Below are 26,309 nucleotides of genomic sequence, written 5' to 3'. Positions count from 1 at the left end.
CTGAGGGGACCAACACGTGGTCCTGAGCAGGAGCGGAACCTTGTACTTCACCGACCGGGGCATCGAGGAACTGGAGAAGCGGCGCGGCGAGGAGGAAGTCACCTTCGAGTGGCTCGCCGAGCAGCTGCGCGCGTTCGTGGACCTGAACCCCGACTTCGAGGTTCCGGTGGAACGCCTCGCCACGTGGCTTGCCCGCCTGGACGACGAGGAAGAGTAAGCCCTTCGGCCGCGCTGTTCCCGTGCGGGTGCGCTGTGGTTCCCCGCGCAGTTCCCCGCGCCCCTTCAGGTGCGTTCACCTGAGGGTGCGTTGTCCGCTCCGGGTGCTGTCCCGGCGGGACGGTCGACGGCGGCGAGAAGCGACCCGGTTCAAGGGGCGCGGGGAACTGCGCAAACCACCACGCACCCGAGCAGAACCAGCGCACGCACAGCCGAACGCACCGACCAGGGGCGCGGGGAACTGCGCAAACCACCCGACGCACCGCACGGGCCAGCGCACCCCCAGGTGGACGCACCCGGAAGGGGCGCGGGGAACGGCGCGAAGCCCCAGCGCACGGCGCAGAGCAGCACACCCCAGCGCAACGCACCCGAAGGGGGCGCGGGGAACGGCGCGAGCAACCACCCCCGACCCGCACCGGAACTCCGCGGGGAACCGCACCCTCACCGCGTACGGCGCAACCCCCACACCCCAGAGGCAACAAGAACCCCACCGACCAGCACCCAGGACCCCCGCCCCCGCCGAAGGCCCACAAGCACCAGCGGCACACCCCCCAGAACCTGCACCACCGCGGCCCCCCGCAACGGCACCGCCCACCACACCGCATCGACCACTTCGTACCGCGCCGCAACAGCCCACAGCACCCCCGGCGGAGCCCCCGGCGCCAACCCCCGCGGCAGCGCCAGCCCCGTCCGTGCGAGCACCGCCACCAGCCCGATGAGCCGCGCCCGCGCATCCGCGTCGGAGTCCGGCCGGGCCAGCTCCTCCAGCTCCTGCACGTCCAGCACGGGGTCCAGCCCGAGCCGCAGCGCGAACGTGTGGAGGGCCTCCGCCTCACCGACCGGCGTGCCGCTGGCCAGCCACTCGAAGGCCACGGGCCGCCGGAACCCGGACGCGAGGACGAAGCCGCTGTGCCCGGGGTCCCACCACAGTGCCAGCACGGCCCACTGACCGCCGACGGCCAGTGCCCCCGCCCAACCGGTGACCACCCGGTCCACGGGATCGCCGCCGTCCGCCCAGGGCGTCGTCCCGGGGACCAGCGCCGTCCACCCCTCCCCCGCTGCGACGCACCGGAAGGGCTCGCGCAGCAGCCGGGCCGCGGCGGTGACGGTCTCGGGGGCCGCCCGGCAGAGCAGCAGCGCCCCGGTCGCGGAGCTCGGGTCGAACGCCATGTCCCCACGCTAGATCACCACGGGGCGAACCGCCGCGCACGGTGCCCCGGCGCACCCCGGTCCACCGACGGAACGCGAAGGTGACCCCTTCGGGTACTTGACCCCGGCGATCCGCGATATATCGTGTATTGCAGAAGACGCGATATGGCGCGTCCAGTTCCGACCGAGGGAGGTTCCATGTCCGAGTGGTCCGTCGCCGAGCCTCAACAGCTCAGCCTCGACGCCCCGGTCACGGCGCTCCACGTACGCATCGTCAACGGAACGGTGAACGTGGTGGGTACCGAGGAGAGTTCCGCCCGGCTCCAGGTGTCCGAGATCGAGGGTCCGCCCCTGGTCATCACCCATGAGGACGGCGTCCTGACCGTGGCGTACGACGACCTCCCCTGGAAGGGCTTCCTGCGCTGGCTCGACAACAAGGGCTGGCGCCGTAGCGCGGTCGTGTCACTGACGGTCCCGACCGGCACCCGGGTGGAGGTCGGCGTCGTCGGCGCCGGGGCCGTGATCTCCGGCATCGCGGGGCGTACGGACGTCCGGGGCGTCACAGGCGACACCACGCTCGTCGGCATGGACGGCCCGGTCCGTACCGATACGGTCTCCGGGAACATCGAGGCCCAGGCCCTGACGGGCACCCTCCGGTTCAACTCCGTCTCGGGCGATCTGACCGTCGTCGAAGGCTCCGGCACCAGGGTCCGGGCGGACTCGGTCAGCGGCTCCATGATCGTGGACCTCGACCCCACCGGCCGCCCCGCAGACGTCGAGCTGAACAGCGTCTCCGGCGAGATCGCAATCCGGCTGCCGGACCCCGCCGACGCCGAGGTCGAGGCGAACACCGCGAGCGGAGCCGTGTCGAACCACTTCGAGGGCCTACGGGTCAGCGACCAGTGGGGTGCCAAGCGCATCACCGGCCGCCTCGGCGCGGGCACGGGCAAACTCAAGGCCAGTACGATGTCCGGTTCGATCGCCCTACTCCGCAGACCCGGCGCCGAGCACCCAGGCGCCCCGCCCCCCGCCGCCCCCGACGGGGTCGACGCCGACCGGAAGGTGATGTGACATGCCCCCCGTCTTCGCCCACGGCCGACTGCGCCTCTACCTCCTCAAGCTCCTGGACGAGGCCCCCCGCCACGGGTACGAGGTGATCCGCCTCCTGGAAGAACGCTTCCAGGGGCTGTACGCACCGTCCGCCGGGACGGTGTACCCCCGACTCGCCAAGTTGGAGACGGAGGGGCTGGTCACCCACACCACCGAGGGTGGGCGGAAGGTCTACTCCATCACGGAGGCGGGCCGCGCCGAGTTGGCCAGCCGCAAGGGCGAGCTGGTCGACCTGGAGCTGGAGATCCGCGAATCCGTCGCGGAACTCGCCGCGGAGATCCGCGACGACGTGCGCACTTCGGCGGGCGACCTGCGCCGCGACATGCGCGCGGCGGCCCAGCAGGCACGGACCTCCGGCGGCACGGCGGGCGGGCCGGGCTTCCCCGACCCCTCCGGCCTCCTCGACGGTTCGTGGGGCGACTCGCAGGCGTGGCAGAGCGCCAAGGAGGACCTGAAGCGCGCCAAGCAGGAGTGGAAGGAACAGGCTCGCCGGGCGAAGGACGAGAGCCGCCGGGCGCGTGACGAGGCCCAGCGGGCCCGCCGCCAGGCCAAGGAGGCCCAGACCCAGGCCCAGCAGGAGGTCCAGCGGATCGCCAAGCGGGTCCAGGAACAGGTGCAGTCCCACTTCCAGCGCGGCGATTGGCCCACGGGGGTCCGCGAGGGCCTGTCGGAGCTGGTCAAGGAGTTCGGCGAGTTCGGACAGACCCGCCCCACCCAAGAGACCGACCCCACCCGAAAGACCGATCCCGCCCCTGAGCGGGACCCCGCCCAGGAGACCGACCCCGCTGCGAAGCCGGACTTCGCTGCGGAGCCGGACCTCACGACGGAAGCCGACCCCGGAACGGCTCCGCCCGAGTACAGCGAGGCTCCGTCCGCCTTCCCGGCGGGCTACGCCCCGGAGTGGTCCGAGCAAACCCCTTCGGACGACCCCGCCCGCGACCTCGACCGCCTACTGGACCGCTTCCGCGATGACATCCGCGATGCCGCCCGCGATCACGGCGTCACGGAGGCCCAGTTCCGTACGGCGCGCCGTCATCTCTCCACAGCCGCGGCCCACATCGCCGCAACGCTGACGACCAGGACCCCGGAGGACCGGAGTTCCTAGCGGCAGGGCCCCGTCCCGCACGGAGGCGGGGCGGCCCCGTGGACAGCGTCTACGGTCCACGGGACCGCCCCTGCACTCACGCAGCTCGTCCAGCGCCCCCGTCTCCGCGTCCGAACGAGCCCGCGGACAGCGCCTTCCACACCTCCGGTAGCCCCACCCCGTGGTCGGCGAGGACTTCGGAGACCACTCCGGGCTGGGCCGTCAACGCCAGCAACAGGTGCTGGTCGCCGATCTCCCGCTCCCCGCGCTCCAACGCCATCCGCAGGGCCCCCTTCACCACGGCCTTGGCCTCCGAGGAGAACGCGGGCCCCGAGAACCAGCCGCGGCGCGGCGCCGGGGGCGCACCCCGGCCCGCCTCGGGTTCGAGCGCACCGGCACCATGCCCCTCCTCCACCCGGTCCACGATCTGCTCGACGTCGATCCCGAGGCCGGCCAGGGCCTCGGAGTCGGCACGGGACAGCCCCGCCCGCCGCCGCGCGTCGGCCAGCGCCCGGACCATGGAGTCCCGCCGCCGGTCGACATCGAGGGCGACCAGGACGGACGCCGCCCGGCCACCCGTACGGTCCAGCAGCGCGAGCAACAGGTGCTCCGCCTCCACCTGCCGCCTCCCCCGGCGCGCCGCCTGTTCGGCCGCCCCGACCACCACGGCCCGTGCGTCCCCGGTGAACCGTTCGAACATCACTGCCTCCCGTGCTTCTTGTGCACCGCTTGCCGACTGACCCCCAGCTCCGTGGCGATCTCCTGCCACGACCACCCCTGCTGGCGGGCACTGCGCACCTGCACGGCTTCCAGGCGCTCCAGCAGCCGTCGCAGCGCGGCGACGGCCCGCAGGCCGACCCGGGGGTCACGATCACCGGCTCGCGCGGCGAGATCCGTTGCTTCGGTCATGACGTCAACGTACATTGACAAATGCATCGCGTCAATCAAAGTTGACAGATCCGGGCGTCGGAGCCGCGGGAGCCGGGTCGGGTTCGGGCCGGTGGGTCAGTCGGTCGACGGGGTCTGCTTCATCCCGTCGACCACGGCCCGCTTCAGCACGGCATGGGTGTGGGTCACCTGGCCGGGCTTGATCAGCCCCTCGTCCTCCGGGCGCTCCTCGATCTGGACCGTACGGGAGCCCAGGAACACATGACTCTTCTTGTCGAAGATCCATTCCTCACGCTCCCCGCTGACCTCGTCCAGCCGGGCCACCGCCACCCCCTCACGACCCACCGCGTCCACCGCCTTCGGCACCACGACGACACCGGGGATCTTCTCGGCGGCCTTGAACAACGCCGGGTAGAGCTTCGCGGGCGGATAGCTCTCGCCGAGCAGGTCCCCGATCGTGGTGAACGCCTGCTGGTCGGGGGAGTTGCCCTGCCCCTTCGTCTCCTTGTAGATGAGGGCGAGCAGTTGATCGGGGTCGGTGGTCAGATCGGCCAGGTAGTCGTACGACGGATGGTTCAGACCGGCCACCGGGACATTGCCCTTCTCATCGGTGCCGCTCAGCGTCTCGCCCTCGGGTCCGTCATTGACGGAGGGGTCGATCAGCCACCCCTTGGTGCCGTCGGAGGACTTCCAGACCTGACGGCGGTGAAGCGCGTGGTTGCCCAGGGTGACCTCGTCCTCGACGTGCCTCAGATAGACGTCGGCCGCCTTGGACTCGATGTAGACGTACTGTCCGGGCCGCACGGTCGGGTGGGGTGCCTTGGCGGCGGCCAGGGAGATCCGGTCGAGCAGCTGCGGCATCCCCTTGGTGGTCGCGGTGCCGATCTCCACGGTGGGGAGCGCGGCGGTGGCGGCACCGCCGTCCCGCACCCCCTCACCGTCGTTCTTCAGGACGCCGGCCACGACCACCCCGGCCAGCGCGGCGGCCATCAGGGGCAGGGTGACCGCCGGGCGGGGCAGCCGGAAGCGGCGCCCCCCGTCCGGGGCCGTCGTCGTCTCACGCTGTTCCTGCTGGATGCGGGCCATCAGACGCTCCTTGTGGAGTTGGTGGCGGCCCGCCGGCAGGTCACGCGCCGTCCGGGACAGGAGCTGTGCTTCCTGTTCCCCTTCGGGCGGGGCCTGTCGGGGCGTGTGCGCGTTCATCGGTTTCCTCCCTGCGCGGGCCGGATCACGTGCGTGTGATCACCTCTTGTCTGTCGGGCGGGGCGACCGCCTTCCCGTTTTCCGGGCACTTCCTCGAAGGATTTCCCCGGCGCCGGGCGGATCGGGTCCTCCTCGGCGAACGCCCGTAGTTTCCTGCGGGCCCGGGAGAGTCGGGAGGCGACGGTCCCCACCGGAACCCCGAGGGCCTCCGCCGCGCTCTCGTAGTCCAGCCCCTCGCCCAGGCAGAGGGCCACCACCTCGCGTTCCGGTCTGCGGAGCTTGGCCAGGGCCCGGAGCGCCTTCGCCAGCATGCGCCGGTCGTCGACCCGTGCGGCCACCTCGTCGGCGTGGTCGGGCACCGCGAGTTCCGCGGCCGCAGCCGCGCCGGCGGCGGCCCGGTAGCGTCGATTGCTCCGGTACTGGTTGCGCGCGGTGTTGGTGGCGATGCCCAGCAACCAGGGCCGCAGGGAGCCGCCTTCCGGCTCGACCCGGTCACGCAGCCGCCACGCCTCCAGGAAGGTCGCGGCCATCACGTCCTCGGCCGTGGACCAGTCGGCGGTCAGCCGGAAGGCATGGTTGTACACCGCGCGGGCATAGCTGTCGAACAGCTCCGCGAACGCGGTCGATTCCCCGGCCCGCACCCGGGTACGCATATGAGTGCTCACAACGATGAGCTGTCCGGCACCACCGACCGACTTCCCGTGACCCTCGTCACAACACGTCCCGCCCGGATGTCCGGGCAACCCGGTGGTGGTGCCGCAGGGGCTACACGGTCAGCACGACCTTTCCGAACAGGTCACCGGTGAGCATCCGTTGGAACCCTTCTCGGGCCCGGTCCAGGGGCAGCACCTCGTCGATCACCGGACGCACGCCCGTCGCGGCGCAGAACGCGAGCAGGTCCTCCAACTCGTCCTTGGAGCCCATCGTGGAGCCCACGATCCGCAGCTCCAGGAAGAACACCCGGGTCAGTTCGGCATGTGAGGGTGCGTCACCGCTGGTGGCGCCGGAGATCACCAGGGTGCCGCCGGGCCGCAGCGACTTGATGGAGTGCGACCAGGTGGCGGCCCCCACGGTCTCGATCACCGCGTCCACCCGGCGCGGCAGCCGCGCCCCCGTGGGCAGTGCCTCCACCGCCCCCAGCTCAAGGGCGCGGGTGCGCTTGGCCTCGTCGCGGCTGGTGGCGAAGACCTGGAGCCCGGCGGCCTTGGCCAAGACGATCGCGGCGGTCGCGACCCCGCCCCCGGCGCCCTGGACGAGCACCGAATCCCCGGGGCGCACCCCGGCGTTGGTGAAGAGCATCCGGTACGCGGTGAGCCAGGCCGTGGGCAGACAGGCGGCTTCCACGAAGGAGAGGCCGGCGGGCTTGGGCAGCACGTTCCACACCGGCACGGACACCTGTTCGGCGAAGGTGCCCTGGTACTTCTCCGTCAGCAGGGAGCGTCCCTCGTGGGGCCCCACCCCGTACCCGGTCTGCCCGATGACGGAGTGCAGGACGACCTCGTTGCCGTCCTCGTCGACCCCCGCGGCATCGCAGCCGAGGATCATCGGCAACGCGTCCTCGCCGAGCCCCACCCCGCGCAGGGACCAGAGGTCGTGGTGGTTCAGCGAGGCGGCCCGGACGTTCACGGTGGTCCAGCCGTCCCGGGCCCCGGGGGCCGGGCGTTCCCCCAGCTCCAGCCCGTTCAGTGGTTGATCACGGTCAATGCGAGCGGCGTAGGCAGCGAACATGCCCGCGACGATAGGCCCGACCGCCGCCCCGCCGGAACGTCCGCCCCGGGTGACACACAGCACCCTCCGCCACGAGCGCCCGACCGGGCCCGCGCGAAGGGCCCTGCCCCGGGACTTCTCCCGGGGCAGGGCCCTTGCACGACAACCACCGAACGGGCTATCGGCGTGCGACGCCCTCGGCGCGGGCCGCCGCGGCGACCGCCGCGGTGACCGCGGGGGCCACCCGCTCGTCGAACGGCGAGGGGATCACGTAGTCGGCGGCGAGTTCGTCGCCGACGACCGCCGCCAACGCGTCGGCAGCCGCGATCTTCATCCCCTCGGTGATCCGGGAGGCCCGCACCTGGAGCGCTCCGGCGAAGATGCCGGGGAAGGCCAGCACGTTGTTGATCTGGTTCGGGAAGTCGGAGCGCCCGGTGGCCACCACGGCCGCGTACTTGTGGGCGACCGTGGGGTGCACCTCGGGGTCCGGGTTCGCCATCGCGAACACGAAGGACCGGGGCGCCATCGACGCCACCGCGGCCTCGGGCACCGTTCCCCCGGACACCCCGATGAACACGTCCGCCCCGGCCAGCGCGGCATCGAGGCCACCGCTGAGGCCGGCCCGGTTGGTGATCTCGGCGAGCTCCCGCTTGGCGGGGTTGAGGTCGTCCCGGTCCCGGCTGACGATGCCCTTGCGGTCGGCGACCGCCACGTCCCCGATGCCCGCTTCGAGCAGGAACTTGGCGATGGCGACCCCGGCGGCACCGGCTCCGGAGATGACCGCGCGCAGGTCACCGAGCGTGCGCCCGGTCAGCTTCGCGGCGTTGCGCAGTGCGGCGAGGGTGACGACGGCGGTGCCGTGCTGGTCGTCGTGGAAGACGGGGATGTCCAGCCGCTCCTGGAGCTTGCGCTCGATCTCGAAGCAGCGCGGCGCCGAGATGTCCTCCAGATTGACGCCGCCGAAGGACGGGGCCAGCCGGACGACGGTCTCGACGATCTCGTCCGCGTCGGTGGTCGCGAGGGCGATCGGCACCGCGTCGACCCCGGCGAACTGCTTGAAGAGGATCGCCTTGCCCTCCATGACGGGCAGGGACGCCTCCGGTCCGATGTCGCCGAGCCCGAGCACGGCGGTACCGTCCGTCACCACGGCGACGACCTGTGACTTCCAGGTGTAGTCATGGACGAGTTCGGGCTGCTCGGCGATGGCGCTGCACACCCGGGCGACGCCGGGGGTGTACGCGAGGGACAGCTCGTCCTTGTCGCGCACGGGCACGGTCGCCTGGATGGCCATCTTGCCACCCCGGTGGAGGGCGAACGCGGGGTCGAAGGAATCGAGGGGCTCACCGTCGCCCTCGAATCCCGCACTGCCCTTGCCGCGCGTGCCCCCGTCGACGCCGGGTGCGCTGTTGTCGCTGTCGCTGCGAGGATTGACGATCTCCGCTGCCACTTGTCTTGCCCCTTAATTCTTAAGCCTGAGGGTGACCACTCCTGGTAAAGGGGTGGGCGGGCACCGTGCCGGATCCGTTGTCCTCGAAGCCCGGAGCGGAAGCCCGGAGCGCTTCGAACACGCAACTGCCTGTGACGCATGCGGACCTGGCACGACGGGCGCGCCGCACGCGCGCCCTGAGCCCCTGATGAGGGGTGTAAAGAACCTTCATACCGGACGGACCGCTTGACGGACGAGTCCGGGGCGGCACGGTGATGTGACTCATACGCGAATTTCGTGAACATATGGACAAGACCGCGACGGGTCGCCATCTCTGCACGATCGTCCCGACTGGTCTCTTCGTGCACCCTCGGTCTCGCCGAAGATTTTTCGGCCCGGGATGATCAGTCCCGCAGAAGGTCCGGTCGGGATGTACCGGCCTGTCGGGATTCGGGGGTGACCCGTTATCCGATTTTGACATAGCGGGCGGACTGTTTGACCAGGCACGAATGGCAAGATGCCGTAATCACACGTGGTCGCGACACCCGAAGGTGTGTGCCCGCCGACCACCGGCACCTCACCCACTCGCCGGAGGATTCACCATGACCGCACGCTCCACCCGTCGCTCGTTCGCCGCGAAGTCCGGGCAGTCACGGCTCGCCGCGATCGGCGCGATCGCGGTCGCCGGCTCACTGCTGCTGACCGGCTGCGGCGACCAGACCAAGGAGAAGGACAAGGGGGAGTCGGGCGGCGACGTCAAGGCCGCCGCTCCGCTCGCCGACAAGCTCCCCCAGGCCATCCGGGACAAGGGTGAGGTCAAGGTCGGTTCGGACATCGCCTACGCGCCGGTCGAGTTCAAGGACAAGTCCGGCAAGACGGTCGGCATCGACCCGGACATCGCCGCCGCGATCGGCAAGCAGCTCGGCGTGAAGTTCACCTTCGAGAACGGTACGTTCGACACCCTCGTCACCGGTCTGCGGTCCAAGCGGTACGACATCGCCATGTCCGCGATGACGGACACCAAGGACCGGCAGAACGGCGTCGACGGCGACACCGGCAAGAAGGTCGGCGAGGGCGTCGACTTCGTCGACTACTTCAACGCGGGCGTCTCCATCTACACGCTCAAGGGCAAGACCCAGTCCATCGCGACCTGGGACGACCTCTGCGGCAAGAAGCTCGTCGTCCAGCGCGGCACGGTCTCCCACGACCTCGCCAAGGACCAGGCGAAGAAGTGCCCGTCCGGCAAGAAGCTGAACGTCGAGGCGTACGACACCGACCAGCAGGCCCAGACCCGGCTGCGCTCCGGTGGCGCGGACGCCGGCTCCGCGGACTTCCCGGTCGCCGCGTACGCGGTGGAGACCTCCGGCGGCGGCAAGGACTTCGAGCTGGTCGGCGAGCAGGTCGAGGCCGCCCCGTACGGCATCGCCGTGGCCAAGGGCAACACCGAGCTGCGGGACGCCATCAAGGCCGCGCTCGACGCCATCATCAAGAACGGCGAGTACGCCAAGATCGTCGCCAAGTGGGGCGTCGACGGCGGCGCCGTGAAGGAGGCCGTGGTCAACGGCGGCAAGTGACCCCGCGCCCGCGCTGAAGCCGCCAAGGCCACCGAAAGGCAAGATCCGTGTCCGTTGACATCGGCAAGACGGACGGTGCTCCCCCGAGCCCGCCGTCCTCCCGGCCGGAAGCCATCAAGGCCGTTCCGGTCCGGCACTACGGGCGGTACGTCGCCGCCCTGATCGCCGTCGCCCTGCTCGCGTCGATCGTCTACGCGTTCGCCCAGGGCCAGATCAACTGGGGCGCCGTCCCCGACTACTTCTTCGACGACCGCATCATCAAGGGCGTGGGCAGCACCCTGGTGCTCACCGCCCTGTCCATGGTGATCGGCATCGGCGGCGGCATCCTCCTCGCGGTGATGCGCCTGTCCAAGAACCCGGTGACCTCGTCCATCGCGTGGTTCTACATCTGGTTCTTCCGGGGCACCCCGGTCCTGGTCCAGCTGTTCGTCTGGTTCAACCTGGGCCTGGTCTTCGAGTACATCAACCTCGGCTTCGTCTACAAGGACTACTGGTCGAGCTTCATGACGCCGTTCCTGACGGCGCTGCTCGGCCTCGGCCTCAACGAGGCCGCGTACATGGCGGAGATCTGCCGGGCCGGCCTGCTGTCGGTGGACGAGGGGCAGACCGAGGCGTCGAACGCCCTGGGCATGAGCCACTCCAAGACCCTGCGCCGCATCGTCATCCCGCAGGCCATGCGCGTGATCGTGCCCCCGACGGGCAACGAGGTCATCAACATGCTCAAGACGACCTCACTGGTGTCGGCGGTGCAGTACTACGAACTACTCAAGTACGCCACGGACATCGGTCAGACCTCGGGCTCCCCGGTGGAGATGCTGTTCCTCGCCGCCGCCTGGTACCTGATCATGACCTCGGTGCTGAGCATCGGCCAGTACTACATCGAGCGGTACTACGCCCGCGGCTCCAGCCGTCAGCTGCCGCCCACGCCCTGGCAGAAGGTCAGGAAGCACGTGTTCTCCCTGTCCAGCCGAAAGGGGGCCACGGCATGACCGCGATGGTGAAGGCCGAAGGCGTCCACAAGTCCTACGGCAACGTCGAGGTCCTCAAGGGCATCGACCTGGAGGTCGCGACGGGCGAGGTGTTCTGCCTCATCGGCCCGTCCGGCTCCGGCAAGTCGACGTTCCTGCGCTGCATCAACCACCTGGAGAAGGTCAACGCCGGGCGGCTGTACGTGGACGGGCAGCTCGTCGGCTACCGTCAGAAGGGCGACAAGCTGTACGAGCTCAAGGACAGCGAGGTCGCCCTCAAGCGCCGTGACATCGGCATGGTCTTCCAGCGCTTCAACCTGTTCCCGCACATGACGGCGCTGGAGAACGTCATGGAGGCGCCGGTCCAGGTCAAGCGGCAGTCGAAGGCCCAGGCCAGGGAGCGCGCCCGGGAGTTGCTGGAACGGGTGGGCCTCGCCGACAAGGCGGGCAACTACCCCTCACAGCTCTCCGGCGGTCAGCAGCAGCGGGTGGCCATCGCCCGCGCCCTGGCGATGGACCCGAAGCTGATGCTGTTCGACGAGCCGACCTCCGCGCTCGACCCGGAGCTGGTCGGCGACGTGCTGGACGTGATGCGGGACCTCGCGGAGTCGGGCATGACGATGGTCGTGGTCACCCACGAGATGGGTTTCGCCCGTGAGGTCGGCGACTCGCTCGTCTTCATGGACGGCGGTGTCGTCGTCGAATCGGGTGATCCGCGCGAGGTCCTGACGAACCCTCGGCACGAGCGCACCCGGTCCTTCCTCTCGAAGGTCCTGTAACCCCCGCCCGCACCACCCGCGAGGAACCGCGAGGTGCGCCCCCGCCCGGGGGCGCACCTCGCGGTCGTCGTCCTCCCGCAAGGCGTCCCACCGCAGGACGTCCTACCGCAGAGCGAGGACCATCGCGTCGGACGGCGAGGCCCACACCCCCCGCGCCTCGGCGAACCCGCCCTCGCGCAGCGCCCGCACGTGCCAGTCGAGCGGGGGCGTGTCCCCCTCCGCGTGCTCACCGAAGATCGCGAACCGCCGTGCGGTGGCCTCGGCGAGGACCGGGTCCCGTCCGACCACCTCCCACCACGCGGCCCAGTCGAGCGCCCCGGCCTCCCGCTCCCGCTCGCGCCGCCCCCGGCGCAACGCGGCGTCCGCCTCGTTGATCCGGGGCGTCAGCTCGTCGATCATGTGGTCGGCGTTCATGAACACACCGCCGTCCCGGACGACCCCGGCGAGCTGTCCGTACAGCGCGGCGAGCGGTTCCCGGTGCAGCCAGTGCAGGGCGGTCGACGTGAGCACCGCGTCGTAGGAGTCGTGCGGCAACTGGTCCCACCAGTCCGGCGCGGTCAGGTCGGCAGTCACGAAGGAGACACGGTCATCACCCGCGAAGGTGCCTTCGGCGATCATGAGGAGCGCCGGATCGAGATCCACCCCGGTACTTGTCGCGTTCGGGAACCTCCGGAGCAGCCGATCCGTAATACTCCCCGTACCGCATGCGAGGTCGAGCACCCGGGGTTCGGGGCCGGCGATCGCCTCGACCATGTCCAGCATGACCCGGAACCGCTCCTCGCGGTCCGGCATGTACCACTCCTGCTGTCGGTCCCAGCTCCGCTGCCAGGCTCGCCAGTCGGTTCCGGTCGTGGTCCCGGTCATTCGTCCCGTACCTCTCCTCCGCGGCCGTTCGGCAGGCGAACCCGGTCCCGCTTCGGCCCGGAGCGCCCGGCCCGGCGGGCCGCTCCGGGCACGGCACCGAGGAACCACCCGATGAACGTAATACCCTTGGGTAGTGAGCAACCATTACCCATTGCCTGCACGACCATAGACGGCGCCCGTAAGGACTACAAGTGGAACTCGCCTATTACTCAGACTATGCCGTACGCCTGGTCAACAGCGAGGAACCCGAACGGGGCAAGGACGCGCTGACGTCGGTCGAGGCCGTGCGGGACCTGTTCGGCACCAGCAAGTCCGCCGCGCGACGGGCCACGGACACCGACGTGACGCGGCTGCGCTCGGTACGGACCCGACTGCGCTCGGTCTTCGAGGCGGCGGACGGCGGGGACGAGACCCTGGCGGTGGACCTGCTGAACTCCCTGCTGCTGGAGTTCCCGGTGAGCCCGCAGATCTCCGGCCACGACTACCGCGACGACGACGGCCGCCCCCTGTGGCACATGCACCTCGCGGACCACCCGTCGAACGCGACCGCCGGGTACGCGGCCATCGCGGCGATGGGCCTCGCCATCCACCTCACCGAGTACGGCGTCGACCGCCTGGGGCTGTGCGAGGCCGCGCCCTGCCGCAACGCCTACCTCGACACCTCGACCAACCGCTCCCGGCGCTACTGCTCCGACCGCTGCGCGACCCGGGCCAACGTGGCCGCCTACCGGGCCCGCAAGCGCCTGGAGGCCGAGCGCGCCGACACCGGCCGCACGGCGGTCAGCGCCCAGCCGAGCGCCCCGCTCCAGGACCGCTGACCGGAGGTCCGGCGCCTCGGCCGGTATCGCCCGAGGACCCGCCCCAGGACGAACTCCGCGGGCACCGTCCCGTACACCGTGCTGTCCCCGCCCGCCGTCGGGTTGTCCGCGAGGACCCACCACCCTCCGCCGCGCCGCTCCACGGCCCGCTTCACGATGAGCAGGTTCTGCTGGAGCGGATGGCGCAGCACGACGACCTGTCCGGGTCGCACCCGGACCCCGTAGCGCACCAGCAGTCGGTCCCCGCCGTACAGCGTCGGCACCATCGAGGGCCCTTCCACCTCGGCCAACCCGAACAGCGCACGGGCCTCCCGCTCCTGTGCTGCTTCCGGCATCGCATACCTCCCGGTCCGTTCCGCCACCAGTCCGAATCCCGCCCGGACTTTCGTCCTAGGCCCCCGGGGGCGCTCGCAAAAACCCCTTCCCCACGGAGTAATGTCCCACCTGAGAAGACGATCACGAGGAAGGACGGCTCCATGCTCTCCCGCCTATTCGCCCCCCGGGTGAAGGTCAGCGCACACTGCGACCTGCCCTGCGGGGTCTACGACCCGGCCCAGGCCCGCATCGAGGCCGAGTCGGTCAAGGCCGTGCAGGACAAGATGGCCGGCAACGACGACCCGCACTACCAGGCTCGCGCGACGGTCATCAAGGAGCAGCGCGCCGAGCTGGCCAAGCACCACGTCTCGGTCCTGTGGAGCGACTACTTCAAGCCGCCGCACTTCGAGAAGTACCCCGAGCTGCACCAGCTGGTCAACGACACCCTCAAGGCCCTCTCGGCCGCGAAGGCGTCCACCGACCCGGCCACCGGGCAGAAGGCGCTCGACTACATCGCCCAGATCGACAAGATCTTCTGGGAGACCAAGAAGGCTTGATCTCCGGTCGACGACGCGCAGGCCGCCGTGCGGTCGGCGCGGCACCGAGAAGGGCCCGCCCGGGCAGGATCTCGCCGGGCGGGCCCTTCTGTGCGTTCCGGTGCACCGCCGGCCCGACCGACCGGAACGGACCGTCCGCTCAGGGGTGGCGGCCCCCCAGGACGCAGAATTCGTTTCCTTCCGGGTCGAGGAGGACGACCCAACTCACCTCGCCCTGACCGACGTCGGCGTGTCGAGCGCCCAGGTCGAGCAGTCGACGGACCTCCTCGTCCTGCTCCCGGTCGGTGGGGTTGACGTCGATGTGGAGCCGGTTCTTGACGGTCTTGCCCTCGGGCACCCGTGCGAAGGTCAACGTCGGTGGCACCGGGCCCGGGCGGTTCCTCCCCTCGGGCACCAGGGGGGATCCGATGGTGACGACGTCGTCGCGGTCGTCCCGTACCTCGTAGTCGAGGACCGAGCACCAGAACCGGGCGAGGGCCCGGGGGTCGGCGCAGTCGATCTCCAGGTCGGTGAACTTGCTGGCCATGTCAAAACCTCCCCCTCAGGACCCGGCGGGTTCCCGCCACATCGGCCACATCGTCGGACCGTCCGGCAGTTCCAGCACCGGTTCGCGGACCTCGAAGCCCAGACGCCGGTACAGATCCCGGCTGCGGGCGTTGCTGGCCTCCAGGTACGCGGCCGTGCCCGCCCGGTCGCACCGTTCGAGGACCGGCCGGATCAATGTGGTGCCCAGCCCCTGGCTCCGGCGGTCCGGGTCCACCGCGATCATCCACAGGTACTCGTGGGCGGCGTGGGTGGGATGGAGGCGCTCGGTGAGTCGGCCGACCTGCTCGATCCGTTCGTTTCCGGGGTCGACCGCCTCCCGCATCAGCGCGGGACCGTCCACCCCGTCCGGGTCCTCGTGGCCGCCCTCGGGCATGCTCAGCCACAGGGCGACGGCGGACCCGTCCTCGGTGAGGTCGACGCGGCCGGCCTCCAGCACGATGTCCAGGATGCCCCCCATCATCAGCCGGTGCTTGCGGTGGAAGTCCCCCTCGGCCGCGAACACCCACTGGCTGACCGGGTCCCCCCGAAAGCCCCGGTCGAGCAAGTCGAGCACGGTCTCCCGGTCCGTGGCCCCCGCCGTCCGAATCCCCACACTCATCGCTGCCGCCTTCCCGTCAACATCCGCATCGGAAGCCACAATTGAACCTCACGCGGGGTAACGGGGCGGTGAGTGACCTGGCCGGGCGGCGGGGGCGAACCGCGCGGGCGCCCGACGGCCCCGCGGTTCGCCCCCGCGGCTACGCGGAGCGGCGGGTGACGAACTCGGCCAGGGACAACAGCTCCCCGGCCGCCTCCGGCCCCGGCAGGGCCCGCGCCAGCAGCTGCACCGCCCGGCCCATCCGGTCGGCCGCGTGGTGCTGCGCCCAGTCCCGCCCCCCGGCCGCCTCCACCGCGAGCACCGTGCGTTCGAGGTCGCCGGGGGCGGCGGACCGGGCGGGGACCCGGTAGAGCGCCGCCAGTTCGGCCCCCGCCGCGGTGCCCGAACCGAGCGCGGCGACCACCGGCAGGGACTTCTTGCGGGCGAGGAGGTCGGCGCCCGCGGGCTTCCCGGTGTGCCGGGGGTCGCCCCAGATGCCGATCACGTCGTCGATCAGTTGGAACGCGAGCCCGGCCTGCCGCCCGAAGGCGTCGAGTGCGGCCACCTCCTCCTCCCCCGCGCCGGCGTACAGCGCGCCGAGGGCGCACGCGCAGCCGAGGAGCGCCCCCGTCTTGGCCTCCGCCGTGGCCAGGCACTCGTCCAGGGTCACCTCGTCGGGCGCCCGCCGTTCCATGGCGGTGTCGGACTGCTGGCCCGCGCACAGTTCGATGACGCACGCGGCGAGCCGGGCCGCCGCCCGGGGGGCCGCCGGGTGGGCGTCCTCGACGAGCTCCCGTTGGGCGAGCGCCGCGAGGGCGTCCCCCGTGAGGATCGCATCGGCGTCACCGAACTCGGCCCAGACGGTGGGCCGGTGCCGCCGGGTGGCGTCGCGGTCCATCACGTCGTCGTGCAGCAGGGTGAAGTTGTGCGCCAGCTCCACGGCCGCCGCCGCCCGCACGGCGTCCTCGGGCCGGCCGCCGAGCGCCCGCGCCGCCGCCAGTACGAGGGCGGGACGGACGGCCTTGCCCGCGTTGCCGTCGGTCGGGGTGCCGTCCGCGTGCTCCCACCCGAAGTGGTAGCGGGCGATGCGGCGCAGCTGACCGGGGAGCGTGTCGACGCAGCGGCGCAGCTCCGGGTCGACGCTGGTGCGCGCCCCGTCGAGCAGGGCCGCCGCCTCAAAGTCCGCGCCCGCCCGCTCCGGGAACGCCGTGGCGACGGGGCTCGGTGCGGGGCGCGCGGGCAGGACGTCCGCGCCCGCCGTGGGGTCCTGGCCGGTGGGCGTCACTGCCAGCGGCCGATCTCGACGTTCTCCAGGATGCCGAGGGCGTCCGGGACGAGCACCGCGGCCGAGTAGTACGTCGTCACCAGGTACGAGGTGATCGCCTGCTCGCTGATGCCCATGAACCGCACGGACAGGCTCGGCTCGACCTCGTCGGGGATGCCCGACTGGCGCAGGCCTACGACACCCTGTTCGGCCTCGCCGGTGCGCATGCAGATGATGGAGGTCGTCCGGGCGTCGGTGATCGGGATCTTGGTGCAGGGGTAGAGGGGCACCCCGCGCCAGGTCTGGATGCGGGTGCCCTCGACGTCGATGGACTCGGGGACCAGCCCGCGCCGGTTGCACTCGCGCCCGAACGCGGCGATGGCGTGCGGATGGGCGAGGAAGAGTTTCGATCCGCGCCGGCGAGAGAGGAGTTCGTCCAGGTCGTCGGGGCCCGGTGCCCCGTCGTGCGGTTGGACGCGCTGCTCGTACTCGCAGTTGTGGAGCAGACCGAAGTCCCGGTTGTTGATCATCTCGTGCTCCTGGCGTTCCTTGAGCGCCTCGATCGTGAGCCTGAGCTGGTGTTCGGTCTGGTCCATGGGCTGGTTGTAGAGGTCGGCGACCCGGGTGTGGACGCGCAGGACGGTCTGCGCCACGCTCAGCTCGTACTCGCGCGGGGACGCCTCGTAGTCGACGAAGGCGCCCGGCAGCCGGGCCTCGCCGACGTGCCCGGCGGACAGGTCGATCTCCCGCTCGCCGTACGTGTTCGCGCGCTGCCCGGGAATCGTCCGGAGGGCTTCGAGGTGCGCCCGCAGGGAGTCGCTGCGGTCGGCCACCCGTTCGAACGCCGCGCGGGGCAGCACCAGGACCGTGCAGGCGGTGGCGGCCCGGGCGGTGAACTCCCAGACGGCGTCCGGGTCGATGAGCGCCTGCTCACCGAAGTGCGCACCGTCCGCGAGGACTTCGAGGACCGCCGCGTCGCCGTACGGTCCGGTGCCGAGCTTCTCGATCCGGCCGTGCGCGAGCAGGAAGACCCCCTCGGAGGGGTTCCCGGACCCGGTGAGCACCTCGCCCGGCGCGTAGTGCCGCTGCTCGCAGCCGTCGGCCAGCTCGCCGAGGACGTCCTCGTCCCCGTAGTCCCGCAGGAGGGGCAGCTCGCCGAGTTCCGCGGGGATGACGCGGACGCTGTCCCCGGTCTTCACGAAGGTCACCCGACCGTCGCCGACCGCGTAGGTCAGCCGCCGGTTGACCCGGTACGCGCCCCCCTGCACGGGGACCCACGGCAGCGTCCGCAGCAGCCAGCGCGCGCTGATCTCCTGCATCTGCGGTGCCGACTTGCTCGTGGTGGCCAGGTTCCGCGCTGCTGCGGTGCCGAGACTGCGCTGCGGCTGTTCGTTGCGGACCTCTTCGCCTACCGACATCTGTCCTTGCCCTCCCGGTGCGTGCACTGACCTGCGGGGAGGAGCCTGACAGTACGGAGCGTGCGGGTGCCATCACACAAAAGAGCGGGATTGGAAGCCGCCGTTCGGGTCAGACGTCGATTTGTGGCGAACCGTTTCTACACACACCGGCGTTCCGGTGCGCCGCACCGCCGTTCGGATGACATGGAAGCGGTGGGGGGAACTCCAAGATCCCGCCGCGCGTTCACCGGATGCGCGTACCGAACACGACACCGAGCCGCCGGAAGGCGGCGGGACGAACGGAAGTGGTTCACGATGGCGGGATTCCTCGACCGTGCCAAGGAGCAGGTCCAGCAGGGTCTCACCCAGGGCAAGCAGAAGCTGGACGAGGTGCAGGCGCAGCGCGCCGGGGCGGACCTGCTGAAGCGGCTCGGCGCGGCGTACTACGCGGAGCGCCAGGGCAACGGCTCGCCGGAGGCGACCCAGCGCGCCGTCCAGGAGCTGGAGAGCCACATCGCGGTGCACGGGGACGGGGTACTGCGCCACTGACCCCCGCCCCACCGGCGCGGTGCGGGGCGAAGGCCCGTCTCGGGCCGCCCCCGGCGCCGCCCCTCGGCCGGCCGCGGCCCGCCCCCGCGTCGGCGTCCCCGGCCGTCCGGCGAGAATGGACGGGTGACGGGACGGGTCGGGGAAGGCGGAGCAGCCGCAGCACTCACCGGGGTGGGGGCGCGGTTGCCGTCTCCCCTGCTCGACGTGCGGGACGACCGCTTCGACGCCCGCGGCGTGCGGCTCGCGCTGAAGCGGGACGATCTGATCCACCCCGAAGTGGTCGGCAACAAGTGGCGCAAGCTCACGCCGAACCTGACCGCGGCGGGTCGGCGCACGGTCGTCACCTTCGGGGGCGCCTACTCCAACCATCTGCGGGCCACCGCCGCCGCGGGGCGGCTCCTCGGGTTGCGCACCCTCGGGGTGGTGCGCGGCGACGAACTGGCCGACCGCCCGCTGAACCCCTCGCTCGCCCGCTGCGCGGCCGACGGCATGCGGCTGCGGTTCGTCGACCGGGCCACCTACCGCCGTGCCGCCGAGCCGGAGGTGCTGGCCGCGCTGCTGGCCGCCCTGGACCTCGCCCCCGAGGACGCGTACGTCGTCCCGGAGGGCGGTAGCAACCCGCTCGCCGTCCAGAGCTGCGTCCCGCTCGGTCGTGAACTCCGGGGACGGGCGGACGTCGTGGCGGTGGCCTGCGGCACCGGCGGGACGCTCGCCGGACTGGCTGCGGGGCTCGACCCCGACCAACGTGCGCTCGGGGTGCCCGTCGTGGGCGGCGGGTTCCTCACCGAGGCAACGGCTGGGCTCCAGCGGGCGACCTTCGGAGAGCTGCGCGGCACCTGGTCGCTGGACGACCGCTTCCACTGGGGCGGGTACGCCCGGGTGCCCGCACCCCTGCGGGAGTTCGCCGACGACTTCGCACGGCGGCACGGGCTGGCGGTGGAGCACCTCTACGTCGCGAAGCTGCTGTGGGCGCTGCTGAAGCTCACCGAGGAGGGCGCGTTCCCGGCGGGGACGCGACTCGTCGCCGTGGTCACCGGACGCCCCGGCCCCGAAACGGGCGGGCAGGGGTGACCGGGCGGGCTCACTCCACGTCCTCCTCCCGGTAGACGGCCGCCTCCTCCAGGTCCAGCCGGCGCAGCAGCGTCCGCATCAACTCGTCGTCGATCACCCGGGCGTCGCGCAGCCGGACGAACACGTCCCGCTCGGCGGCGATCATCTCGCGGGTCAGTCTGCGGTAGGTGTCGTCGACGGACTCGCCGGTCACCGGGTTGGGGGCGCCGAGCCGCTCCCAGACGGCGTTGCGGCGGCGCTCCAGGACCAGGCGCAGACGGTCCACGAGGGGCTCGGGCAGGGCGTTGCGCGGGTTGTGGAGGAGTTCTTCCAAGCGTTGGTCGGCAGCGCGGGAGGCGGCGTTCTGGGCCTGCGCCTCGGCGAGGGTCCGTGCCTGGGTGTCGGGCCCGGGGAGCCCGAGGAGCCGGATCAGTCCGGGCAGGGTCAGCCCCTGGACGACGAGCGTGCCGATCACGGTGGTGAAGGTCAGGAAGAGGATCAGGTTGCGGGCGGGGAAGGGTTCGCCCGCGTGGGTGACCAGCGGGATCGAGAAGGCGATGGCCAGCGACACCACGCCGCGCATCCCGGCCCAGCTCACGACCAGCGGACGTCGCCAGTCGGTGTCGGACTCGCGTTCCCTGATCCGGGGCGACAGCCACAGCGGGAGGTAGGTCGCCGGGTAGCACCACACGAACCTCACGACGACGACCAGGAAGAACAGCGCCAGCGCGTACCAGGCGGCGTCGAGGCCGCCCACCGAACCCAGCCCACGGAGCACCACGGGCAGTTGCAGCCCGATCAGCGCGAAGACGACGGATTCCAGGATGAACGACACCATCCGCCACACCGCGGCCTCCTGGAGCCGGGTCTCGAAGTCGACCTGCCAGGCCCGGTGACCGAGGTAGAGGGCGACGACGACCACGGCCAGCACTCCGGACGCCCCGACCTGTTCGGCCGCCGCGTAGGCGAGGAACGGGATGAGCAGCGACAGGGTGTTCTGGAGCAGCGCCTCCTTCAGATGGGTGCGCAGCCAGTGCAGCGGGATCATCAGGATCAGCCCGACGCCGACCCCGCCGACGGCCGCCACCAGGAACTCCCGGATGCCGCCGGCCCAGCTCATCCCCTCGCCCACCGCGGCGGCCAGCGCGACCTTGAAGGCGGTGATGGCGGTGGCGTCGTTCACCAGGGACTCGCCCTGGAGGATGGTGGTGATCCGGGGAGGCAGCCCCACCCGGCGGGCGACGGCGGTCGCGGCCACGGCGTCCGGCGGCGCGATGACCGCTCCGAGCACCAGGGCCGCCGTCAGCGGCAGTCCGGGGATGAGCAGATGGGCGAGCCAGCCCACGGCGAGCGTCGCGAAGAGCACGTACCCGACGGACAGCAGCGCCACCGGACGCAGGTTGGCCCGCAGGTCGAGGTACGAACTCTCCAGGGCGGCCAGTTGCAGCAGGGGCGGCAGCAACAGCGGCAGCACGATGTGCGGATCGAGGGTGAACGCCGGGACGCCGGGCACGTAGGCGGCGATCAGACCGACCGTCACCAGCAGCAGGGGGGCGGGCACCGGGGTCCGGCGGGCCAGCCCCGCGACGGCGGCGCTCGCCGCGACCAGTCCGACCACCGACAGCGCGTCCATCACGACTCCCTCTCCTGCGTCCCGGCACCCTCGTCGGCGCCCCGGACCCGTCCGTCCGTCCGGGCCCGTTCGCCGTGCTGCCGGGCGGGCCGGGCGGCCGTGCGGCACCGCAGGGCCCCCGCGGCCCCGCACGGATCAGTAACCTGGCCATCATGAAGGAGTGCACGCACGTTTCGGCGCTGCCCGAGCCGGAGCCGAAGCCCCTGAGCGAGACGTGTCTGGGCTGTCTGGCAGCCGGGACGAACCCGGTGCAGCTGCGCATGTGCCTCGACTGCGGCCATGTCGGCTGCTGCGATTCGTCGCCCCTGCGCCACGCCACCGGGCACCACGAGGAGACCGGGCATCCGATCATGCGGACGTTCGAGCCCGGGGAGGGGTGGCGCTGGTGTTTCGTCGACTGCGTACTCGTGTGACCGCACGGAGTGCACGGGCCCCACGGGCGGGTGACGGGCCGCCGCCGTGCCCCGGACGAGCGCACGGGGCGCGGTGACGGTTCGACCGCCGGGCGTGTGGGTACGTCACCCCGGCGCACCGAGAGGGCGAGGGAGGCCGGGACCGTCATCGCATCGGTATCCACCACCCCCTACCCACCGTGCGTACCCATGTGCTTACGATGAGTGATGTCAAGGGGCGGGGTCCCCGGGACACCCGCGCCGTGAGCGCGATAGCGTCACCGCTGCACCATGTTGTGCGTTACCCGGGGGGCGCTCCCCCGGAGCCCCGAAGAGCTTGTACCACCTTGGAGGTGAGGGTGTCCCAGATCGCAGGAGAGCCCGGGACCCAGGACTTCGTGGAAGTCCGGCTGCCGGCTGCGGGTGCCTACCTGTCGGTGCTGCGGACGGCGACGGCCGGTCTCGCGGCGCGTTTGGACTTCACCCTCGACGAGATCGAGGACCTCCGTATCGCCGTCGACGAAGCGTGCGCGATCCTGCTCCAGCAGGCCGTGCCCGGCTCCGTCCTCAGCTGTGTGTTCCGGCTCGTGGACGACTCCCTGGAAGTCACCGTCTCGGCCCCGACCACGGACGGCCGTGCGCCGGAGCGCGACACCTTCGCCTGGACGGTGTTGTCCGCCCTCGCGGGCAAGGTCGACTCGTCCGTGGCCGATGACAAGACCGTGTCGATCAGTCTCTACAAACAACGCGGCGCGGGACCCGGTCCGGCGTGAGGAACGGGGACGGACCGGTGCGGGACGAGGGACACGACACACCGGGGCCGCCCGCCGACGGGACGGGCGGCCGGCCCGCCCCGCACACGCCGGGCGGCATCCCCGAGCAGCAGGCCAGGCCACACCCGGACGACGGGCTCCGGGAACCGGCCGGGCCGACGGCGCCGGGCACGGTCGACGCGTTGGAGCAGGCACAGCCGGGCGCCCCCGGGGGCACGGACGAGCGCGAGTCGCCGTCCGGCCGGGGTGGCGGACCGGGGGCACCTCCCAGCGGGAGCTGGGGGAGGGCGGGATATATGAGCGAGCACGAGCGGACCGGTGAGCGGGACGTGAGCGGACCTGGCGCCGGGGAGGGCCAGCACGTCCCACACGTTCAGCACGTCCCACACGTCCGGCACGACCCCCAGGACCGGAGTGCGGCGCGGGCGATGTTCGTCACGCTGCGCAAGCTGCCCGACGGCAGCCCGGAGTACGCGGAACTGCGCAACCAGCTCGTCCGGATGCACCTGCCGCTCGTGGAGCACCTCGCACGGCGGTTCCGCAACCGCGGGGAGCCCCTGGACGATCTGACGCAGGTCGCGACCATCGGGTTGATCAAGTCGGTGGACCGGTTCGACCCGGAGCGCGGCGTCGAGTTCTCCACCTACGCGACGCCGACCGTCGTGGGCGAGATCAAACGGCACTTCCGCGACAAGGGCTGGGCGGTCCGGGTGCCCCGGCGGCTCCAGGAACTGCGGCTGGCGCTGACCACGGCGACGGCCGAGCTGTCCCAGCAGCACGGGCGCTCCCCCACCGTGCACGAGCTGGCCCAGAAGCTGGCGATCTCCGAGGAGGAGGTCCTGGAGGGGCTGGAGTCCGCCAACGCGTACTCCACCCTCTCCCTCGACGTCCCGGACACGGACGACGAGTCGCCCGCCGTGGCCGACACCCTCGGCGCGGAGGACGAGGCGCTGGAGGGCGTGGAGTACCGCGAGTCCCTCAAGCCGCTGCTGGAGGACCTGCCCCCGCGGGAGAAGCGCATCCTGCTGCTGCGCTTCTTCGGCAACATGACCCAGTCGCAGATCGCCCAGGAGGTCGGCATCTCGCAGATGCACGTCTCCCGGCTGCTGGCCCGGACGCTGGCCCAGCTCCGCGAGAAGCTGCTGGTCGAGGAGTAGCCCGGCGCCCCGAACGTGAGGAGGGGGTGCCCGCAGCCGTCATGGCTGCGGGCACCCCCTCCTCGTGTCCGGGTGTCTAGCTAGGCGCTGCCGGGGCCCCTGATGCCCAGCGCCTCGGTGGTCTGGACGTTGACCAGGAGGCCCAGGGTGGTCACCGCGGCCACGGCGAGGGCGATGCCGCCGGGGATCAGCATGCTGTTGGCCTGGAGCAGGCTCCACGCCACCGGCAGGGCGACGAGTTGGGTCATGATCGCGGGGCCGCGGCTCCAGCTGCGGCGGGCCCACAGGCCCCTCGCGGCGATCAGCGGCAGGGCCGCAAGCGCGACGAGCGTCAGACCCGCCATGGCCGCCTGCCCCGCGCTGCCGTCCCCGGACAGTCCGCGGACCAGTACGTAGACGCCGCCGACGACGAGTGCGGCGCCCTCCAGGCCGGTCAGGGCCGCGGCGGCGGTCAGCCGACCGGGACGGGGGCCCTCGGGGATCTCCCCGGAGCGCGCGCCGGGGGTGGACTTCTGCTCAGCACTCACCCCAGCAGGGTAGCCCGCACCCGGCGGGCGCCGGTGCGTCGGGCCCGTCGGCCCGCTCCACCCGAATGTGGGCCCACCACTCCCGGCTCGGTACCCTGCATGACATGCGCGCACTCCTCGTGGTCAACCCGGCAGCTACCACCACGAGCGCGCGTACCCGCGACGTACTGATCCACGCGCTGGCGAGCGAGATGAAGCTCGAAGCGGTCACCACCGAGTACCGCGGGCACGCCCGGGACCTCGCCCGGCAGGCGGCCCAGGGCGACGACATCGACCTGGTGGTCGCGCTCGGCGGGGACGGCACGGTCAACGAGGTCGTGAACGGCCTGCTCGGCGACGGCGGGAGCGCCCCCGAGCCGGAGCGCACGCCCCGGCTCGCCGTGGTGCCCGGTGGATCGACGAACGTGTTCGCCCGGGCCCTCGGACTGCCGAACGACGCGGTGGAGGCGACGGGCGCCCTGCTGAACGCGATCGAGACCGGCTCCGAGCGCACCATCGGACTCGGCCGGGCGGTCGGCACCCCCGGCACCCCGGACGAGGCGATTCCCGGGCGCTGGTTCACCTTCTGCGCGGGACTCGGATTCGACGCCGGAGTGGTCGGACGCGTCGAACAGCAACGCGAGTTGGGAAAGCGTTCGACGCACGCGCTTTATCTGCGGCAGGTCCTGAGGCAATTCCTGGGCGAACAGCGTCGGCACGGTTCGATCACCCTGGAGCAGCCGGGCCGGGAACCAGTGGAAGATCTTCTGGTGTCCATAGTCTGCAATACGGCTCCGTGGACCTTCCTGGGCAATCGCCCGGTCTACGCGGCGCCGCGGGCCTCGTTCGACACGGGGCTCGACGTCCTCGGTCTGAGCCGGCTGACCACGGGTGCGGTGACCCGCTATGCCACTCAATTGATCACTTCGTCCCCCGAGCGGGGCCCCCGCGGCAAGCACGCCGTCACCCTCCACGACCTCCAGCAGTTCACCTTGCATTCGAAGGTGCCGCTCCCCCTACAGATGGACGGAGACCACCTAGGACTGCGCACTAGCGTGACGTTCCTAGGCGTAGACCGTGCACTGCGTGTGATTGTGTGAGCGGAAGCAGCAAAAGTCCTTGCACTCGAACGTTTAGGCAAGGCTCCACCCCATGGAAGTACGGCTGTGACCTAGTCGACACCGAGGAATCAAAAAAAACTTTCCAGAAGGGGTTGTATCCGTAGCCGAGGTTTGCGAGTCTCTACGTGGCGCTCAGGACGGGCCGCACCACCGCCCTCCATAGAGAGTCCGAACCCCTCCTCAAACTCTAGGACCGCCCCGGGTCACATCCGGGAGTAGGCCCTTCCCTTGTCGAGGGATTCGTGAAAGCGTTCACATTCACAAGCACACTGATGTACCACCAAGAGAGGTAGCAGCCATGGACTGGCGTCACAACGCCGTTTGCCGCGAGGAAGACCCCGAGCTGTTCTTCCCCATCGGCAACACCGGTCCCGCGCTGCTGCAGATCGAGGAAGCGAAGGCCGTCTGCCGTCGCTGCCCCGTCATGGAGCAGTGCTTGCAGTGGGCGCTCGAGTCCGGTCAGGACTCGGGTGTCTGGGGTGGCCTCAGCGAGGACGAGCGCCGCGCAATGAAGCGTCGTGCCGCTCGCAACCGGGCGCGGCAGGCCAGCGCCTGACGCCCAGCCGCCCGTACGAGTCTCAGCCGGCGGCGCGTACAGCGAGTACGCAACTCCCGCCTCCCGAGCCGCAGCGCGTAGAACCCCGCAGTGCTCTTGCGTGAGCCCCGGATCCTGGTGATCCGGGGCT

General features: G+C 71.3%; 30 protein-coding genes. 15 read left to right on the top strand and 15 right to left on the bottom strand.

What is annotated here, in order from left to right:
• Positions 1-40: 40 nt before the first annotated feature.
• Positions 41-217 (top strand): DUF6104 family protein, encoded by a 177-nt coding sequence (locus ACFV88_RS17600; protein ID WP_385491926.1) that lies wholly within the window; start codon positions 41-43, stop codon positions 215-217.
• A gap of 440 nt (positions 218-657) precedes the next feature.
• On the opposite strand, the gene ACFV88_RS17595 is transcribed toward ACFV88_RS17600, so the two are convergent.
• Positions 658-1,386, bottom strand: coding sequence for a hypothetical protein (locus tag ACFV88_RS17595; RefSeq protein WP_385491923.1), 729 nt, complete (start codon positions 1,384-1,386; stop codon positions 658-660).
• Positions 1,387-1,563: 177 nt separating this feature from the next.
• On the opposite strand from ACFV88_RS17595, the gene ACFV88_RS17590 reads away from it, so the two are divergent.
• Together ACFV88_RS17590 and ACFV88_RS17585 are read left to right on the top strand one after the other, a co-directional pair.
• Complete coding sequence (locus ACFV88_RS17590) at positions 1,564-2,436, top strand: DUF4097 domain-containing protein (RefSeq protein ID WP_385491920.1); 873 nt, start codon at positions 1,564-1,566, stop codon at positions 2,434-2,436.
• Between the two features lies 1 nt (position 2,437).
• Positions 2,438-3,580, top strand: a complete 1,143-nt coding sequence (locus ACFV88_RS17585; protein ID WP_385491917.1) for a helix-turn-helix transcriptional regulator — start codon at positions 2,438-2,440, stop codon at positions 3,578-3,580.
• 76 nt (positions 3,581-3,656) lie between these two features.
• Here ACFV88_RS17585 and ACFV88_RS17580 read toward each other — a convergent pair whose 3' ends face one another.
• The 6 genes from ACFV88_RS17580 to ACFV88_RS17555 all read right to left on the bottom strand — a co-directional run bounded on the left by ACFV88_RS17580 (position 3,657) and on the right by ACFV88_RS17555 (position 8,804).
• The gene (locus ACFV88_RS17580) at positions 3,657-4,259 is read right to left on the bottom strand and encodes a Clp protease N-terminal domain-containing protein (protein WP_385491914.1); all 603 of its coding nucleotides are present in this window, start codon (positions 4,257-4,259) and stop codon (positions 3,657-3,659) included.
• Positions 4,259-4,468 (bottom strand): helix-turn-helix domain-containing protein, encoded by a 210-nt coding sequence (locus ACFV88_RS17575; RefSeq protein WP_385491911.1) that lies wholly within the window; start codon positions 4,466-4,468, stop codon positions 4,259-4,261. The genes ACFV88_RS17580 and ACFV88_RS17575 overlap by 1 nt, the downstream gene beginning before the upstream one ends.
• A 96-nt stretch (positions 4,469-4,564) precedes the next feature.
• A complete protein-coding gene (locus ACFV88_RS17570) occupies positions 4,565-5,650 on the bottom strand; it encodes a CU044_5270 family protein (RefSeq protein WP_385491908.1) in 1,086 nt (361 codons plus the stop codon).
• A complete protein-coding gene (locus tag ACFV88_RS17565; protein ID WP_385491905.1) occupies positions 5,647-6,303 on the bottom strand; it encodes an RNA polymerase sigma factor in 657 nt (218 codons plus the stop codon). Before ACFV88_RS17565 ends, ACFV88_RS17570 begins: the two co-directional genes overlap by 4 nt.
• Positions 6,304-6,415: 112 nt before the next feature.
• On the bottom strand, positions 6,416-7,378 hold the full coding sequence (locus ACFV88_RS17560; protein WP_385491902.1) for a zinc-binding dehydrogenase: 963 nt from the start codon (positions 7,376-7,378) through the stop codon (positions 6,416-6,418).
• Between the two features lie 157 nt (positions 7,379-7,535).
• On the bottom strand, positions 7,536-8,804 hold the full coding sequence (locus ACFV88_RS17555) for an NADP-dependent malic enzyme (protein ID WP_385491899.1): 1,269 nt from the start codon (positions 8,802-8,804) through the stop codon (positions 7,536-7,538).
• Between the two features lie 581 nt (positions 8,805-9,385).
• Here ACFV88_RS17555 and ACFV88_RS17550 point away from each other — a divergent pair.
• The 3 genes from ACFV88_RS17550 to ACFV88_RS17540 are packed head-to-tail and all read left to right on the top strand — an operon-like array spanning position 9,386 to position 12,104.
• Complete coding sequence (locus tag ACFV88_RS17550) at positions 9,386-10,357, top strand: ABC transporter substrate-binding protein (protein ID WP_385491896.1); 972 nt, start codon at positions 9,386-9,388, stop codon at positions 10,355-10,357.
• Positions 10,358-10,404: 47 nt separating this feature from the next.
• The gene (locus ACFV88_RS17545; RefSeq protein ID WP_385491893.1) at positions 10,405-11,346 is read left to right on the top strand and encodes an amino acid ABC transporter permease; all 942 of its coding nucleotides are present in this window, start codon (positions 10,405-10,407) and stop codon (positions 11,344-11,346) included.
• On the top strand, positions 11,343-12,104 hold the full coding sequence (locus ACFV88_RS17540) for an amino acid ABC transporter ATP-binding protein (protein ID WP_385491890.1): 762 nt from the start codon (positions 11,343-11,345) through the stop codon (positions 12,102-12,104). The genes ACFV88_RS17545 and ACFV88_RS17540 overlap by 4 nt, the downstream gene beginning before the upstream one ends.
• 102 nt (positions 12,105-12,206) lie before the next feature.
• Here the strand turns inward: ACFV88_RS17540 and ACFV88_RS17535 are convergent, their stop codons facing one another.
• Positions 12,207-12,968 (bottom strand): class I SAM-dependent methyltransferase, encoded by a 762-nt coding sequence (locus ACFV88_RS17535; RefSeq protein WP_385491887.1) that lies wholly within the window; start codon positions 12,966-12,968, stop codon positions 12,207-12,209.
• Positions 12,969-13,159: 191 nt separating this feature from the next.
• On the opposite strand from ACFV88_RS17535, the gene ACFV88_RS17530 reads away from it, so the two are divergent.
• Positions 13,160-13,786, top strand: a complete 627-nt coding sequence (locus ACFV88_RS17530) for a CGNR zinc finger domain-containing protein (protein ID WP_385491884.1) — start codon at positions 13,160-13,162, stop codon at positions 13,784-13,786.
• Here the strand turns inward: ACFV88_RS17530 and sodX are convergent.
• On the bottom strand, positions 13,693-14,121 hold the full coding sequence (gene sodX / locus ACFV88_RS17525; RefSeq protein WP_385491881.1) for a nickel-type superoxide dismutase maturation protease: 429 nt from the start codon (positions 14,119-14,121) through the stop codon (positions 13,693-13,695). The two genes, ACFV88_RS17530 and sodX, sit on opposite strands and share 94 nt — an antisense overlap.
• 141 nt (positions 14,122-14,262) lie before the next feature.
• Between sodX and sodN the strand changes: the two genes are divergently transcribed.
• On the top strand, positions 14,263-14,658 hold the full coding sequence (gene sodN / locus ACFV88_RS17520) for a superoxide dismutase, Ni (protein WP_385491878.1): 396 nt from the start codon (positions 14,263-14,265) through the stop codon (positions 14,656-14,658).
• Positions 14,659-14,797: 139 nt separating this feature from the next.
• Here the strand turns inward: sodN and ACFV88_RS17515 are convergent, their stop codons facing one another.
• From ACFV88_RS17515 to ACFV88_RS17500, 4 genes are all read right to left on the bottom strand, one after another.
• Positions 14,798-15,184: a VOC family protein gene (locus tag ACFV88_RS17515; RefSeq protein WP_385491875.1), complete on the bottom strand. Its 387-nt coding sequence runs from the start codon at positions 15,182-15,184 to the stop codon at positions 14,798-14,800.
• A 15-nt stretch (positions 15,185-15,199) separates the two neighbouring features.
• On the bottom strand, positions 15,200-15,802 hold the full coding sequence (locus tag ACFV88_RS17510) for a GNAT family N-acetyltransferase (protein WP_385491873.1): 603 nt from the start codon (positions 15,800-15,802) through the stop codon (positions 15,200-15,202).
• A gap of 139 nt (positions 15,803-15,941) precedes the next feature.
• Positions 15,942-17,066, bottom strand: a complete 1,125-nt coding sequence (locus tag ACFV88_RS17505; RefSeq protein ID WP_385491871.1) for a family 2 encapsulin nanocompartment cargo protein polyprenyl transferase — start codon at positions 17,064-17,066, stop codon at positions 15,942-15,944.
• Positions 17,063-18,463: a family 2B encapsulin nanocompartment shell protein gene (locus tag ACFV88_RS17500; protein WP_385491869.1), complete on the bottom strand. Its 1,401-nt coding sequence runs from the start codon at positions 18,461-18,463 to the stop codon at positions 17,063-17,065. Before ACFV88_RS17500 ends, ACFV88_RS17505 begins: the two co-directional genes overlap by 4 nt.
• 294 nt (positions 18,464-18,757) lie before the next feature.
• Here ACFV88_RS17500 and ACFV88_RS17495 point away from each other — a divergent pair, with 294 nt between their 5' ends.
• Positions 18,758-18,991, top strand: coding sequence for a hypothetical protein (locus tag ACFV88_RS17495; protein WP_385491867.1), 234 nt, complete (start codon positions 18,758-18,760; stop codon positions 18,989-18,991).
• Positions 18,992-19,114: 123 nt separating this feature from the next.
• On the top strand, positions 19,115-20,062 hold the full coding sequence (locus tag ACFV88_RS17490) for a 1-aminocyclopropane-1-carboxylate deaminase/D-cysteine desulfhydrase (protein WP_385491865.1): 948 nt from the start codon (positions 19,115-19,117) through the stop codon (positions 20,060-20,062).
• Between the two features lie 10 nt (positions 20,063-20,072).
• Here ACFV88_RS17490 and ACFV88_RS17485 read toward each other — a convergent pair whose 3' ends face one another.
• The gene (locus tag ACFV88_RS17485; protein WP_385491863.1) at positions 20,073-21,674 is read right to left on the bottom strand and encodes a Na+/H+ antiporter; all 1,602 of its coding nucleotides are present in this window, start codon (positions 21,672-21,674) and stop codon (positions 20,073-20,075) included.
• A 152-nt stretch (positions 21,675-21,826) separates the two neighbouring features.
• Between ACFV88_RS17485 and ACFV88_RS17480 the strand changes: the two genes are divergently transcribed.
• From ACFV88_RS17480 to ACFV88_RS17470, 3 genes are all read left to right on the top strand, one after another.
• Complete coding sequence (locus ACFV88_RS17480) at positions 21,827-22,087, top strand: UBP-type zinc finger domain-containing protein (protein ID WP_385491861.1); 261 nt, start codon at positions 21,827-21,829, stop codon at positions 22,085-22,087.
• Between the two features lie 338 nt (positions 22,088-22,425).
• Complete coding sequence (locus tag ACFV88_RS17475; protein ID WP_073784816.1) at positions 22,426-22,839, top strand: anti-sigma regulatory factor; 414 nt, start codon at positions 22,426-22,428, stop codon at positions 22,837-22,839.
• Positions 22,836-23,996, top strand: a complete 1,161-nt coding sequence (locus tag ACFV88_RS17470; protein ID WP_385491857.1) for an RNA polymerase sigma factor SigF — start codon at positions 22,836-22,838, stop codon at positions 23,994-23,996. Before ACFV88_RS17475 ends, ACFV88_RS17470 begins: the two co-directional genes overlap by 4 nt.
• Before the next feature lie 80 nt (positions 23,997-24,076).
• On the opposite strand, the gene ACFV88_RS17465 is transcribed toward ACFV88_RS17470, so the two are convergent.
• Positions 24,077-24,523, bottom strand: coding sequence for a hypothetical protein (locus tag ACFV88_RS17465; protein ID WP_385491855.1), 447 nt, complete (start codon positions 24,521-24,523; stop codon positions 24,077-24,079).
• A 104-nt stretch (positions 24,524-24,627) separates the two neighbouring features.
• Here ACFV88_RS17465 and ACFV88_RS17460 point away from each other — a divergent pair, with 104 nt between their 5' ends.
• Positions 24,628-25,602, top strand: a complete 975-nt coding sequence (locus ACFV88_RS17460; protein ID WP_385491852.1) for a diacylglycerol/lipid kinase family protein — start codon at positions 24,628-24,630, stop codon at positions 25,600-25,602.
• Positions 25,603-25,921: 319 nt separating this feature from the next.
• The gene (locus tag ACFV88_RS17455) at positions 25,922-26,179 is read left to right on the top strand and encodes a WhiB family transcriptional regulator (RefSeq protein ID WP_016639615.1); all 258 of its coding nucleotides are present in this window, start codon (positions 25,922-25,924) and stop codon (positions 26,177-26,179) included.
• Positions 26,180-26,309: the final 130 nt, after the last annotated feature.

Source organism: Streptomyces sp. NPDC059816 (assembly GCF_042732055.1).
GTDB lineage: Bacteria > Actinomycetota > Actinomycetes > Streptomycetales > Streptomycetaceae > Streptomyces.
Note: the sequence above shows the minus strand (reverse complement) of the source record. Positions and strands in the feature narration are given on the sequence as shown.

What these genes read in the sequence shown, in the direction of transcription:
- ACFV88_RS17595 (WP_385491923.1), bottom strand. Translation starts at nt 1,386, where the DNA reads ATGGCGTTCGACCCGAGCTCCGCGACCGGGGCGCTGCTGCTCTGCCGG.
- ACFV88_RS17590 (WP_385491920.1), top strand. Translation starts at nt 1,564, where the DNA reads ATGTCCGAGTGGTCCGTCGCCGAGCCTCAACAGCTCAGCCTCGACGCC.
- ACFV88_RS17585 (WP_385491917.1), top strand. Translation starts at nt 2,438, where the DNA reads ATGCCCCCCGTCTTCGCCCACGGCCGACTGCGCCTCTACCTCCTCAAG.
- ACFV88_RS17580 (WP_385491914.1), bottom strand. Translation starts at nt 4,259, where the DNA reads ATGTTCGAACGGTTCACCGGGGACGCACGGGCCGTGGTGGTCGGGGCG.
- ACFV88_RS17575 (WP_385491911.1), bottom strand. Translation starts at nt 4,468, where the DNA reads ATGACCGAAGCAACGGATCTCGCCGCGCGAGCCGGTGATCGTGACCCC.
- ACFV88_RS17570 (WP_385491908.1), bottom strand. Translation starts at nt 5,650, where the DNA reads ATGAACGCGCACACGCCCCGACAGGCCCCGCCCGAAGGGGAACAGGAA.
- ACFV88_RS17565 (WP_385491905.1), bottom strand. Translation starts at nt 6,303, where the DNA reads ATGCGTACCCGGGTGCGGGCCGGGGAATCGACCGCGTTCGCGGAGCTG.
- ACFV88_RS17560 (WP_385491902.1), bottom strand. Translation starts at nt 7,378, where the DNA reads ATGTTCGCTGCCTACGCCGCTCGCATTGACCGTGATCAACCACTGAAC.
- ACFV88_RS17550 (WP_385491896.1), top strand. Translation starts at nt 9,386, where the DNA reads ATGACCGCACGCTCCACCCGTCGCTCGTTCGCCGCGAAGTCCGGGCAG.
- ACFV88_RS17540 (WP_385491890.1), top strand. Translation starts at nt 11,343, where the DNA reads ATGACCGCGATGGTGAAGGCCGAAGGCGTCCACAAGTCCTACGGCAAC.
- ACFV88_RS17535 (WP_385491887.1), bottom strand. Translation starts at nt 12,968, where the DNA reads ATGACCGGGACCACGACCGGAACCGACTGGCGAGCCTGGCAGCGGAGC.
- sodX (WP_385491881.1), bottom strand. Translation starts at nt 14,121, where the DNA reads ATGCCGGAAGCAGCACAGGAGCGGGAGGCCCGTGCGCTGTTCGGGTTG.
- sodN (WP_385491878.1), top strand. Translation starts at nt 14,263, where the DNA reads ATGCTCTCCCGCCTATTCGCCCCCCGGGTGAAGGTCAGCGCACACTGC.
- ACFV88_RS17515 (WP_385491875.1), bottom strand. Translation starts at nt 15,184, where the DNA reads ATGGCCAGCAAGTTCACCGACCTGGAGATCGACTGCGCCGACCCCCGG.
- ACFV88_RS17510 (WP_385491873.1), bottom strand. Translation starts at nt 15,802, where the DNA reads ATGAGTGTGGGGATTCGGACGGCGGGGGCCACGGACCGGGAGACCGTG.
- ACFV88_RS17500 (WP_385491869.1), bottom strand. Translation starts at nt 18,463, where the DNA reads ATGTCGGTAGGCGAAGAGGTCCGCAACGAACAGCCGCAGCGCAGTCTC.
- ACFV88_RS17495 (WP_385491867.1), top strand. Translation starts at nt 18,758, where the DNA reads ATGGCGGGATTCCTCGACCGTGCCAAGGAGCAGGTCCAGCAGGGTCTC.
- ACFV88_RS17485 (WP_385491863.1), bottom strand. Translation starts at nt 21,674, where the DNA reads ATGGACGCGCTGTCGGTGGTCGGACTGGTCGCGGCGAGCGCCGCCGTC.
- ACFV88_RS17480 (WP_385491861.1), top strand. Translation starts at nt 21,827, where the DNA reads ATGAAGGAGTGCACGCACGTTTCGGCGCTGCCCGAGCCGGAGCCGAAG.
- ACFV88_RS17460 (WP_385491852.1), top strand. Translation starts at nt 24,628, where the DNA reads ATGCGCGCACTCCTCGTGGTCAACCCGGCAGCTACCACCACGAGCGCG.
- ACFV88_RS17455 (WP_016639615.1), top strand. Translation starts at nt 25,922, where the DNA reads ATGGACTGGCGTCACAACGCCGTTTGCCGCGAGGAAGACCCCGAGCTG.